The sequence below is a fragment of the Bradyrhizobium sp. CSS354 genome (genome assembly GCF_029051725.1).
Taxonomy (GTDB): domain Bacteria; phylum Pseudomonadota; class Alphaproteobacteria; order Rhizobiales; family Xanthobacteraceae; genus Bradyrhizobium.
In genome coordinates, this window is record NZ_JAACFU010000001.1 from 207,116 (window position 1) to 218,934 (window position 11,819).

At 63.7% G+C, this 11,819-nt stretch carries 8 protein-coding genes; 3 read left to right on the forward strand and 5 right to left on the reverse strand.

The genetic code is table 11. The features are described from left to right. Nucleotides 1-40 precede the first annotated feature (40 nt). The 5 genes from GWG67_RS01070 to GWG67_RS01090 form a co-directional block, all read right to left on the reverse strand. Complete coding sequence (locus tag GWG67_RS01070) at nucleotides 41-1,747, reverse strand: response regulator (protein ID WP_275167319.1); 1,707 nt, start codon at nucleotides 1,745-1,747, stop codon at nucleotides 41-43. After that, on the reverse strand, nucleotides 1,744-3,258 hold the full coding sequence (locus tag GWG67_RS01075; protein WP_275167320.1) for an ATPase domain-containing protein: 1,515 nt from the start codon (nucleotides 3,256-3,258) through the stop codon (nucleotides 1,744-1,746). Before GWG67_RS01075 ends, GWG67_RS01070 begins: the two co-directional genes overlap by 4 nt. Before the next feature lie 260 nt (nucleotides 3,259-3,518). Further along, nucleotides 3,519-5,216, reverse strand: a complete 1,698-nt coding sequence (locus GWG67_RS01080; RefSeq protein ID WP_275167321.1) for a GMC family oxidoreductase — start codon at nucleotides 5,214-5,216, stop codon at nucleotides 3,519-3,521. 363 nt (nucleotides 5,217-5,579) lie between these two features. Then, nucleotides 5,580-7,139, reverse strand: a complete 1,560-nt coding sequence (locus tag GWG67_RS01085; RefSeq protein ID WP_275167322.1) for an acyl-CoA carboxylase subunit beta — start codon at nucleotides 7,137-7,139, stop codon at nucleotides 5,580-5,582. Beyond that, the gene (locus GWG67_RS01090) at nucleotides 7,069-8,043 is read right to left on the reverse strand and encodes an IclR family transcriptional regulator (protein ID WP_275167323.1); all 975 of its coding nucleotides are present in this window, start codon (nucleotides 8,041-8,043) and stop codon (nucleotides 7,069-7,071) included. Before GWG67_RS01090 ends, GWG67_RS01085 begins: the two co-directional genes overlap by 71 nt. A 94-nt stretch (nucleotides 8,044-8,137) precedes the next feature. On the opposite strand from GWG67_RS01090, the gene GWG67_RS01095 reads away from it, so the two are divergent. The 3 genes from GWG67_RS01095 to GWG67_RS01105 all read left to right on the forward strand — a co-directional run bounded on the left by GWG67_RS01095 (nucleotide 8,138) and on the right by GWG67_RS01105 (nucleotide 11,804). Beyond that, the gene (locus GWG67_RS01095) at nucleotides 8,138-8,359 is read left to right on the forward strand and encodes an acetyl-CoA carboxylase biotin carboxyl carrier protein subunit (RefSeq protein WP_275167324.1); all 222 of its coding nucleotides are present in this window, start codon (nucleotides 8,138-8,140) and stop codon (nucleotides 8,357-8,359) included. A 167-nt stretch (nucleotides 8,360-8,526) separates the two neighbouring features. Further along, nucleotides 8,527-9,693, forward strand: a complete 1,167-nt coding sequence (locus GWG67_RS01100; RefSeq protein WP_275167325.1) for a TAXI family TRAP transporter solute-binding subunit — start codon at nucleotides 8,527-8,529, stop codon at nucleotides 9,691-9,693. 35 nt (nucleotides 9,694-9,728) lie between these two features. Next, nucleotides 9,729-11,804: a TRAP transporter permease gene (locus tag GWG67_RS01105; RefSeq protein WP_275167326.1), complete on the forward strand. Its 2,076-nt coding sequence runs from the start codon at nucleotides 9,729-9,731 to the stop codon at nucleotides 11,802-11,804. Nucleotides 11,805-11,819 lie beyond the last annotated feature (15 nt).

The following is an 11,819-nucleotide window of genomic DNA, read 5'->3' on the forward strand; positions in this document are numbered from 1 at the left end:
CGATAGAGTGCGGCTTGTCGAGGCGGTGCCACAGCCCCGTTCACGACGCCCCGGAGCGCTTGGTTTCCGCGCCGATTCGAAAGTCCGATTTTGCAGCGGTGAGCGCTGCGGCGAGCTCGTCGATGTGGTAGGGTTTCGACAGGATCCGGATCCCGGCCATTTCGGCCTCGTGAACCGCGGCTTCGGCGTATCCGCTCGTCAGCAGGACCGGGATGTCGCTTCGCCTTCTCCTGATCTCGCGCGCGAGTTCGACACCGTTCATGCCGCCCGGCATCATGATGTCGGAAAACACCAGATCGACAGAGCGGCCGTCCGCTAGGGCACCGAGAGCCGCCGCAGCGCTGGCCGCGCGCGTGACCTGGTAACCAAGCTGCGCAAGCATTTCGCTGACCAGCGCGGCGACCTCGTCGTCGTCTTCGACGAGGAGAACCCGGCCGTGATTGGCCTTCTTGGGACGCGCCCTGTTCAGGTCGATGAGATGCCGTTCACCCGAAGGAATATTCCTGGATCGCGGCAAATAGAGCTCGATGCTGGTGCCCTCGTCGACGATCGATTTTATTCGAACCATCCCGCGTGATTGCGTCGCAAATCCGTGGACCTGCGCAAGCCCCAGGCCCGAGCCTTTCCCGACATCCTTGGTCGTGAAGAACGGTTCGAAGACCCGCGCCAGGATCTCGGGGCTCATTCCAACACCTCTATCGATCACGGACAGACGAACGTAATCGCCCGCGATCTCGTCCTCGGCCAGGCCGGCCAGGTTCTCGCCGCGGACAACGATCGTGCCACCGTTTGGCATCGCATCGCGGGCATTGACCGCCAGGTTGAGAATGACCAGTTCGAGCTCTCCCGGATCGACCTCCACCGGCCAAAGCCCCTCCGGAAAATCGAACTCGACGTGAACGTCGCCTCTCAGGCTCCGATCGAGCAATTCGCGCATGCCGCCGATTTGCGCCGGGATGTCGACGGCCTCGGGCCGGAGCTTCTGCCGCCGTGAAAAAGCCAGAAGCTGCCTGGTCAGGCCGGCACCACGCTGCGCCGCCTGAACCATTCCTTCCAACAGACGACGCCGCCGATCAGGATCCGTCTGCCTGTCGAGCATGTCCAATCCACCGGAGATCACCATCAGCAGATTATTGAAGTCGTGAGCTACTCCGCCGGTCAATTGCCCGATGGCTTCGATCTTCTGGGCCTGACGAAGGGTCTCCTCGACGCGGGCACGCTCTTCCATTTCGGCCCGCAGATGCTTGTTGGCCTCCTCGAGCGCGCGCGTGCGCTCGACCACGAGCTTCTCGAGCTCCTGGGCCGTCCGCTCGCGCGCCTGCAGCAAGGTCCGAATTTCATATTGCCGCCGGCGGGCCCGCATTGCGGATTGAATTGCGCTCGTCAGCGTGATCGGCTGAACCGGGCGCTCGAGCAGGGAAACGTTGCGGAGTGTCTCGATGATGCCGCGGCGCCAGGCAACCACCGCCGGCTGCTCGCGGTGGCTGGTGAGAATGACAAAGGGCAGGTCGGACCAGGGCGGCTGCCGCTCGATCCAATGTGCCAGCGGCTGGGTATCCTTCCCGAACAAGCCCTCCTCGGCGAGAAGCACCGCGCCCACGCCGGCCGACATCTCGCTGACCAGTTCAGGCAGACCACGACAATTGATTGCCAGGAGATTCGAATTACGGAAAAGCTCGACCGATGCCGGTCCGTCGCGGCCGATCGGAGCAAACACCAGGACGCAATGATCGCGGTCGGCGCTCATTCCGACAGCCCTTCCGGCATCTCCGTGCCCGAGTATCGCGGATTCCCGGAAAAGATGCCGCTGAATCCGGTCAGCGGAGGACCGACCGTGATGCCGGCACTGCCAAGACGAAACTCGCGAATGGAATTTTCATGATTGCCGCTGCGCTTCTTCACGACCGAGAGGGCACGCCGCACCGTTCCGCCGACTTCGAAATAGCGCAGCATCAGCACGGCATCGCTCAAATAGCTGATATCGAGTGCCGTTTCCATCGGACCGACCAGCCCATGCTGAGCGAGGATCAGGACGGTCAGCACGCCTTTCTGTCCGAGATAGCTCAGGAGCTCATGCATCTGGAGGATGAGAAATCGCTCATCCGGCATTGCGTTGAGGTAGCCGTTCAGACTGTCGATGATAACAATTCGGGCGTTATCCTTTTCGACGCTGTTGCGCACATTGGCGGCGAATTCGCCGGGGGACATCTCGGCGGGATCGATCTGTTTAAATCGGATGAGTCCCGATTGCAGATGGCTTTCAAGGGGCAGGCCCAGCGTTCGAGCCCGGGCCTCCACCGTACCGCGACCTTCATCGAAGGCAAAGAACACCGTATGCTCACCGCGATCTGCTGCCGCGATCGCGTAGGTCAGCGCGAGAGAAGACTTGCCGACACCGGCGGCGCCCAAAAGCAGCGCACTGGTGCCGCGCTCGAGCCCTCCTCCCAGGAGCTGGTCGAGTTGCACATTGCCGCTGGGCGTCAACTCACCGATAAACGAGGTGTGATGTTCCGCCGCTACCAGACGGGGGAATATCCGCACCCCTCCCGCTTCGATCGTAAAATCGTGGAAGCCGCCGCGAAATCGAATGCCGCGCATCTTGATCACGCGAAGCCGCCGGCGCTCCGCTCCATAATCAATGGCGAGCTGTTCGAGCATCACGACGCCATGCGCGATCGAATGGAGTTGCAGATCGTCCTGGGACGATGAGAGATCGTCGAGGAGGATGACGGTGCAATTGCGGTTGGTGAAAAAGTGCTTCAGGGCCAGAACCTGGCGCCGGTACCGCAGCGGGTTCTGCGCAAGGAGGCGCAGTTCGGACAGGCTGTCCAGCACCACGCGCGCGGGATTGATCCGTTCGACCTCCTTGAATATCAGGCCGGTGGTTTCGCTCAGCTCCATTTCGGCGGGGTGGAAGACGGTGAGCTCGCGCTCCGGATCGAGCGTCGTCTCCGGCGGCACCAGTTCGAAGATGTCGACGCCTTGCAGCGACCAGCCGTGCCGCTGTGCAACCAGCGTCAGCTCACGCTTGGTTTCCGACAGGGAGATATAGAGCACGCGTTCACCGCAGCGCGCGCCCTCGAGAAGGAATTGAAGCGCCATCGTGGTCTTGCCCGAGCCGGGCCGACCCTCGTAGAGGTACATGCGATTGGGATCGAGCCCGCCGTACAGGATATCGTCGAGGCCGTCACTGCCGGTCGAAATCCTGGGCAACTCTCCGGGGTCGCTGGTTTGCGCCCGGCTTGATGAATTGGTCATTGAACCCCCGTGAAGCTCCATCGCCGACAGTGCGCTCCGGCCCCGAGAAGGGACGCGCGGTCAGCGGCCCGGTCCCAGCCGTAAGGCGAAATCTGGCAAAGAACGCCTAAGCCGGGTTCCAAGTTCCGCCCCCGGACGCATGTCCGCCAGACCGCCTGCCGCGGAACCGTTCCGGGCGCCCACTTCACCTTTTGCGGTCTGACTGGCGGTCCTAGACGGTCATCGACAAGGCAGTTCGCCAGCCCAAAAGCCGCACGGGCTCACTGCATCATCGCGGCCGCGATCTTCTCCGCCGACATCAGGACCGGAAAATTGGTGTTGGCGCACGGCACCACCGGGAAGATCGAGGCATCGACGACGCGCAGGCCCTGCACGCCCTTGACGCGCCCCTCCGGATCGACCACCGCCATCGGATCGTCCGCCCGGCCCATGCGGCACGAGCACGAGGCGTGCCACACGCCGATGGTGGCCTTGCGCACGAAGGCTTCCAGGGCCTCGTCATCGTTGATGACGTCGTCGAAGGTGAAGCCCTCGACCACGAAATTGTCGATCATGTAGTGGCGCAGCACTGCCGGTCCGTCCATCAGGGCTGCGGCGATCTTGGTCAGAATCCGATTCCTGGTGTTGACCACGCCGATCTTGCGCACGCGGTCGGTATAGGAGGCCGGGAACGGCTTGTCCGTCACGGCCCTGACGACGTCACTCATCTGCACGGCCGCCATCTTGCGGAAACCGCTCATCAGGCGATCGAGGTCGCGCCGGTCGGACAACAGGTTGAACTCGACGATCGGCTCGGCTGCCGGATCACGCGAGGCAAGCTTGACCTGTCCGGTCTCGGAAAAGGTCTTGTTGACGAACGTCAGCAGCGATCCGATCTGCTCACCGACCGCGTGCCAGGCCGATTTGCTGAGCAGGACGACGAACATGTCGCCTTTCGGTACGCCTTCGAGCCCGGAAGAGTAACGCAGGCCAAGCTGCATGTGGCGCCTGGTGTGCTCGTTCATCCGCGCGCCGCGGCGGACAAAGGACGACAGCGAGATCGAGGGATGATCCATCAGGCGCTGGCCGACGCCCTGCAGTCCCATCAGCACGGGAATGCCCATATCCTTGAGGTGACCGACCGGGCCGATGCCGGCGCGCAACAGATGCGCCGGCGAATGGATGGCGCCGCTGGAGAGAATGATCTCGCGGGCGCGGAATTCCTGCTCGCGCCCGTCGACGACAGCCTTCACGCCGACGCACCGCGTGCCTTCGAACAGCAATTCCCTGACTTGCGTGTTGGTGGAGATCGTCAGGTTGGCGCGCTTGCGCGTGTCGCGATCAAGATAGCCCATGGCAGCCGAGACGCGTTGCTCGGCCTGGTTCGAGTGCGTCACCGGGAAAAACCCGTCGACGAACTCGCCATTCTGGTCGGCCACGAACTGATGTCCTGCCTGCTGGAAGGCTTGCGCGAACGCCTGCGAATGCCGGGTCCAGTGCTCCCTGGGGATTCGGCGGACGGGAATGCGGCCGTCCTTGCCGTGGTAGGGCCCGTCGAAATCGAGGTCGCGCTCGACCTTCTTGAAGAAGGGCAGCACATCGTTCCAGTTCCACCCCGCAGCGCCGCGCGCGTCCCATTCGTCGTAGTCGGTCGGCGCGCCGCGGTTGGCCATCTGGCCATTGATCGAGGAGCCGCCCCCAAGCACGCGTGCCTGCTCGTATTTGCGTAAGGGCGGACGCCCTTCGTTCGGATTGTTGTGGCTGACGATCTGCGTCGTGACCTTGAGCTCGGTCCAGTGGAAGCGCGGATCGAAATAGGCCGTCCCCGGATAGCTGTCCCTGATCTCGGCCGGCTCGTCTCCGGGTGGTGTGTCCTGTCCGGCCTCGCAGAGCAGGACCTTGTTGGCGCTCTTCGCGGAGAGCCGGTGGGCCAGCACGGACCCCGCCGAGCCGCCGCCCACGATAATGAAGTCATACACGATTAGCGCTTCCTCTTGTTCTTGCCCGGGAAGCGTAGCGCGTTATTGTTTTGAGGTCACGTCATCGCAGCCGCGACAAAGCGCGAGCTCAGCCCACGATGGCTTTGCCTATCGCCTGGTCGCGATGCTCGCGGGCTCTACCGCTTGCTCGTTAAACTCGCCCGCAATCGCTCGGCGAACCAAACGGCAAAAATCGCAGCGAACGACAGACCGAAATAGATGGCTGTCCAAAGCAGCGCGTTTCCCGCGTTTGTCATGGCGTTCCTCCCCTTGTTATCGGCGAGAGGCTTGCAGACAATGGGGCGCGAGGCTTTGCGCTAGATCAATTTTGCCCGATTGTATCGGGCTGAGGGCAGGCCGACCCTACGGCCTGATCGAGAAATTCCCCGGCGGCCCTACCTTTCGCAGCGGCTCCGCCAGCCGCGCGAACTCGCACAGCAGCGACCGCGTCTTCCTGGGATCGATGATCTCCTCCACCCAGAACTTTTCAGCGGAGCGGAATGGCGAGCGCAGTCTGTTGAGGCGGTCCTCGATCTCTTTCAGTTTCTCCGCCTTGTCCTCAGCCGCGTCGATGTCCGCGCGATAGGCGGCTTCGATGCCGCCTTCAAGCGGGAGCGAGCCCCAATAAGCCGACGGCCATGCGTAGCGGATCGAGAAGCGATCGGCCGGCTGATGCACCACGCCGGCGACGCCGAAGGCATTGCGCAGAATCACCGTGCACCAGGGCACCGTGGTCTGGTTGACCGCGGCCATGGCGCGAACGCCATGGCGGATGGTGCCCGCCTTCTCCGCATCCAGGCCGATCATGAAGCCGGGGCAGTCCATGAGATAGACGATCGGCAAATGGAAGGTCTCGGCGAAGTCGACCCAGCGGACCACCTTCTGGCAGGCATCCGCGGTCCAGGAGCCGCCATAGTGAAAGCTGTCGCTGGCAAGCACCATCACCGCTCTGCCCTCGAGCCGCGCGAGGCCGACAATGATCGGCTTGCCGAAATTCTTGGCGACCTCGAAGAACGAACCCTTGTCCACGACCTGTTCGACGATCGGCCGTATCTTGTAGACCTGCTTGCGGTTGCGTGGCACCGCGCTCATCAGCGCCTCTTCGGTGCGCTCCGGATTGTCGGTGCAGGGCAAGGTCGGCGGCAGCCCGTCAACCGACGACGGCAGATAGGACAGGAATCGCCGCGCGCAGGCAAAGGCCTCCTCCTCGGTGTCGACGGCATGATCGACCGCGCCGGCGCGGGTCTGGATGTCGGCGCCTCCGAGCTCTTCCTTCGAGAGGTCCTGCCCCAGCGCCTTCACCACCGGCGGCCCCGCGACGAACATCGCGGACTTCCGGGTCATGATGGAATAGTGGCTGGCGGCAAGACGCGCGGCACCGAGCCCTGCGACCGAGCCGAGGCCGAGCGCGACCACGGGCACGCGCGACAAATTCTCCGTGGTGAAGCGATACCAGCGTGTGCCGCCGATGCCGCCCGGCAGATTCGCCGCGCCCTTGGTCTCGATGGTCTTGACCGAGCCGCCGCCGCCGGAGCCTTCGATGATGCGGACGATGGGCAGGCGGAGATCATGCGCCATCTCCTCCGCCATCAGCGGTTTTGCGGAGATGGACGCGTCCGCCGAGCCGCCGCGCACGGTGAAATCGTCGCCGACCACGACGACGGTGCGGCCCTCGACGCGCGCGCGGCCGAACACGCAGTTCGCCGGCGTCAATTTCTGCAACTCGCCGCTGGAATCGTATTCGCCGACGCCGGAGACGGCGCCGATCTCGTGAAAGCTGCCCTTGTCGGTCAGTCTGTCGATACGTTCCCGAACAGTCAGTCGGCCCTGATCATGCTGACGCTTGACCTTGTCAACGCCGCCCATCTCCCGCGCGAAGGCTTCGCGCCGGGCGAGCTCGTCGAGTTCCGGCTTCCAGTTCATTCACTCCCTCCGAATTGATCGGCTTGTTATTGTTGTGCACGGCCATGGCGACCGGTTTGCGCGAGATGCGATTGTTGAAGACGTCGCCTTCCGCGCCGTCCATCAGGCTGCCAAGCGAGCGGCCAAGCGCGAGCATCAACGGGGCGACCTCGGCATGCAGGCGCTGCTCGTCATACATCGACGACAGAAGACCGATCGTGATGACGACGAAGGTCTGGTATTGCGGCGACCAGATCGGCACCGCGAGCCCATTGATATGCGGGCTCCACAGGCCGCAGGCCACGACATAGCCGCGCTCGTGGAGCGACTGCCGGTTGGCCTCGATGCGGGGCCGCAGGATCTTCGCAGCCTCGGGAGCTTCCCGCTCCATGTCCGCGATGAAGGCGTCGCCGACCTCGGGCGCCAATGCCGCGGTGTAGGCTGCGCCCGCAGCCGTCGAGGCCATCGAGATGCGGCTGCCGGTGCCCTCGTGCAGGCCGAGTGCCGAGGCCGAGCGCGCGAACTGGAGATAGACCAGATGGAAACGATCGGGGACCACGAAGCCGACCGTGCCCGGCAGTTGCTCGGCGACTTCCTGGAGCCGCTGGCGGATCATGCTGCGCAGCTGCGCGCCCTTCATCATCGAGGCGCTCATCGCCACCGCGCTCGGGCCGATGCGATACTTCTGATCGCGCGGCAGATAGACCAGCTGACCCATTCGGGTCAGCGTGTGCGTCAGCCGCGATACCGTCGAGCGCGGCAGGCCGCAGCGATTTGAAATCTCGAGATTGCCGAGCCTGCTATCGTGGCCCTCGAAGCATCGCAACACGTCGAACGCGCGCGACACCACCTGGATGACATCACCCTCACCGGCTTCGCCAGCGAGCGCACCTTGCCTACTCAACCGCTCCGAACGTCGTCCCATGTTCCCTACCGCTTGTTCCGCTGTGCGGAATTAAATTCCGCTTGCAGAAGAAACTACCTCAGGCATTTTGCGACCACAACAAAAAGGCGATGGCATGCCAGAAATTAAGATCGTCACCGAAATCGCCGGCCGCGTCTGCGCAACTCCCGTGCAAGTTGGAGGAACCGTTGTAGATGGTGATGAGATTGTGGTGGTCGAAGCGATGAAGATGGAGATCCCTGTGCTTTCTCCTGTGAGCGGCGAGATCACGTCACTTCTAGTGAAGCTCGACGACGTCGTTGCCGAGGGACAGGCGATCGCGATCGTCGTGAACTGACTGCATTATCCCGTCGTTTCCGCGACAATCTGTCAGCCTCGTTGCTGGGTTCGCGGTACGGCGTTGCCATCGCTTGATGGCGATGACATGATCCGTTTCAAACAAAACCTGTTTCAAACAAAGAAAGAAAATCGTCGCGGCAAACGCGAGGATCATTGGAGGGAAACATGCTTCGTGGGCTGATCATGCTCGCGCCTGCCTTGGTGGCGGGCATTTCTTTTGCGTCTACACGCTATGCGTCCGCCGAAGACATCAAGCTGCCGGCGACATTGACGTTCACCGCCTATGACACCGGCACCGCCGGCTTCAACATCGCGGTCGGCGTCGGCAAGATGATGAAGGACAAATACTCGAGCGACGTGCGCGTGCTCCCCGCGGGCAACGACGTCGCGCGTCTCGCGCCGCTGCGCGCCAAGCGTGCGGTCTCCGCGGCGATGGGATCGGGTACCTATTTCGCGCAGGAAGGCGTGTTCGAATTCGGCTCCAGGGAATGGGGCCCGCAACCGCTCCAGATCCTGCTCTCATCCGTCGACTGCAATTGCGGCACGCTCGGCGTGGCTGCGGATACAGGCGTGAAGGAGCTCAAGGACCTCAAGGGAAAGCGTGTCGGATTCGTCGTCGGCTCGCCGGCGCTGAACCAGAACTCGCTCGCGGTGCTCGCCTTCGCCGGCCTGACTCAGAAGGACGTCAAGGTCGTCGAGTTCGCAAGCTACGGCGCGATGTGGAAGGGCCTGATCAACAACGACACCGACGCGGCGTTCGGCACTACCATCACCGGCCCCGCCAAGGAAGCCGAGACCTCGCCGCGCGGCCTGATCTGGCCGCCGCTGCCCGCCAAGGACAAGGAAGGCTGGGCGCGGATGCAGAAGGTCGGCTCGTTCTTTTTCCCGCAGACCGCGACCTGCGGCGCCGGGATCTCGCCGGACAAGCCGATCGAGCTCGGCAACTACCCCTACCCGATCTTCGTCGCCTACGCCTCGCAACCGGCCGACCAGGTCTATGCGATCACCAAGGCGATGATCGTGAACTACGATTCCTACAAGGATTCCGCGCCTGGCGCGGGCGGGCTTGCGGCCGACCGCCAGACCAAGAACTGGGTGGTGCCGGTGCACCCCGGCGCGGTGAAGGCGCTGAAGGAAGCCGGGCAATGGAGCGACGCGCAGGACGCGCACAACCACAGGCTGATCAAGCGCCAGGAGGTGCTTGGCGCCGCGTGGACCGATTACGGAAAATCCAATCCGCCCGCGGATGACAAGGCGTTCCTCGACGGCTGGATGAAGGCGCGTGCCGCGGCGCTTGCGAAGGCCGACATGCCGAACGGGTTCGAGGATTAGTTCTCAGCGGTAATTGCCCACGCGCGGGGTCGATCATGTCGTCTGCTTCAGTCTCCACCGCCCCGCAGGACGAGGCCAAGCGGATCGTGTTCGACGATCCGCATGGCGCGGCCGGCAACATGCAGGAGGCGGAGGTCACGCGCGTGCGAAGCTTGCTTGGGGCCTGGCGCTGGACGCTCGTCGTCGCGACCGCAGCGACCATCCTGCTCTGCATCAACCAGCAATTCTCGCTGCGCTTCTTCGTCGGCTACACCCAGCTCAACACGGAGTACTTTTATCTCCTGATCGCCCTGATGCTGCCGTTCACGTTCCTGATCTTCCCGGGGACCCCGCGCGCGCCGCTTAACCGCATTCCCTGGTATGACCTTCTCTGCTTTGTCGTGACTTTTGCCGCGGCGCTCGTGTTGATGTCGAACGTCCGCAAGGCCGCGGAGGCCGGCTGGGAATTCGGCGGCGCGCCGAACAGCGTGACCGCCGCGGGTCTCGTGATGTGGGTGATGCTGATGGAGGCGCTGCGCCGGACCGGCGGCTGGAGCCTGCTTCTGAGCGTGCTTCCCTTCACCGTTTATCCGCTGTTCGCGGAATCCAGCTGGTTAGGTCCGTTCCGCGGCACGCAGTCGACGCTGGAGCAGGCGACGGCCTATCACGTGCTGTCGGGCGAGAGCCTGCTCGGCATTCCCATCCAGGCGTTTGCCGACACCGTAATCGGCTTCCTGGTATTCGGCACCGCGTTGATGATGACCGGTGCCGGAAAGTTCTTCATCAATCTCGCCTTCGCACTGTGCGGCACCTTCCGCGGCGGCGCGGCCAAGGTCTGCATCTTCGCCAGCGGCCTGCTCGGCATGATGTCCGGCTCGATCATCTCCAACGTGCTGACCGCCGGCACCATGACCATTCCGGTGATGAAGAAGAGCGGCTTTCGCGCGTCCTATGCCGGCGCGATCGAGGCCTGTGCCTCGACCGGCGCGGTGCTGGCGCCGCCGGTGATGGGCGCGACCGCCTTCGTGATCGCGCAATTCCTCAATGTCAGCTACGCCGATGTCGCGATCGCGGCGATCATTCCGGCGGTGCTCTATTACATCGGCCTGTTCATGCAGGTCGATTCCTACGCCGCGCGACACGGGCTGAAGGGCATTCCGCGCGCCGAACTGCCGCGGGTCATGGATACGATCAAGGACGGCTGGTACTACGTCTTCGTGATCGCGCTGCTGATCGTGATGCTGCTCTACTTCAAGCGCGAGAGCCATGCGCCATTCTACGCCACCGCCCTGCTTCTGGTCCTCAACCAGCTGTTCTCGAAGGACACGCGCTGGACTGTCGCGACCATCGGCAAATTCCTCGAGGTCAACGGCCGCACCTTCGTCGAGCTCGTCGGCATTCTCGCCGGCTGCGGCCTGCTGATCGGCGCCTTCTCGATGACCGGCGTGGTGTCGAGCCTCGCCAACGACCTGCTGCGCATCGCCGGCGACAATCCGTTCCTCCTGCTCGGCATGTGCGCCCTCACCAGCCTGATCCTTGGGCTCGGGCTGACCACGACGGCCTGCTACATCTTCCTCGCCATCCTGGTCGCGCCGGCGCTGGAGAAGCTCGGGCTGAACAGGATGGCCGTGCACATGTTCATCTTCTACTGGGGCATGCTGTCATCGATCACCCCGCCGGTCGCGATCGCCTCGTTCGCGGCCGCAGGCATTGCCGGCTCGCCGGCGATGAAGACGGGCTGGGAATCGATGTGGGTCGGCAGCATCATCTATTTCATCCCGTTCTTCTTCGTGCTCAATCCGGCGCTGGTGCTGCAGGGGCCGAGCCCCTATCTTGCCGGTCTCGGGCTGATGGCGCTTGCGGCGTTCGGCACGCTCTTCATCTGCGGCGGCATCCAAGGCTACCAGCCCTTCGTCGGCGATCTCCGCGGCGCCGGCGCGCTGGAATGGCCGATCCGCGTGCTGCTGGTGATCGGCGGGTTCGTGGTGGCCACCCCCGGCGGCGGCATCATGCCGCTGTCGCAGATGCAGGTGACGCTGCTCGGCCTCGCCATCCTCGTCCCCACGGTTTTGCTCGCCCTGCTGCTGGTCCGGCGGCAGACCATGGTGCCGGACGGGTTGCGCGTGCCCTGATTGCGTTGCACAAAG

Excerpts from the sequence above, each read along its gene's own strand:
- GWG67_RS01070 (WP_275167319.1), bottom strand. The coding sequence starts at position 1,747 with ATGAGCGCCGACCGCGATCATTGCGTCCTGGTGTTTGCTCCGATCGGC.
- GWG67_RS01075 (WP_275167320.1), bottom strand. The coding sequence starts at position 3,258 with ATGACCAATTCATCAAGCCGGGCGCAAACCAGCGACCCCGGAGAGTTG.
- GWG67_RS01085 (WP_275167322.1), bottom strand. The coding sequence starts at position 7,139 with ATGAACTGGAAGCCGGAACTCGACGAGCTCGCCCGGCGCGAAGCCTTC.
- GWG67_RS01090 (WP_275167323.1), bottom strand. The coding sequence starts at position 8,043 with ATGGGACGACGTTCGGAGCGGTTGAGTAGGCAAGGTGCGCTCGCTGGC.
- GWG67_RS01095 (WP_275167324.1), top strand. The coding sequence starts at position 8,138 with ATGCCAGAAATTAAGATCGTCACCGAAATCGCCGGCCGCGTCTGCGCA.
- GWG67_RS01100 (WP_275167325.1), top strand. The coding sequence starts at position 8,527 with ATGCTTCGTGGGCTGATCATGCTCGCGCCTGCCTTGGTGGCGGGCATT.
- GWG67_RS01105 (WP_275167326.1), top strand. The coding sequence starts at position 9,729 with ATGTCGTCTGCTTCAGTCTCCACCGCCCCGCAGGACGAGGCCAAGCGG.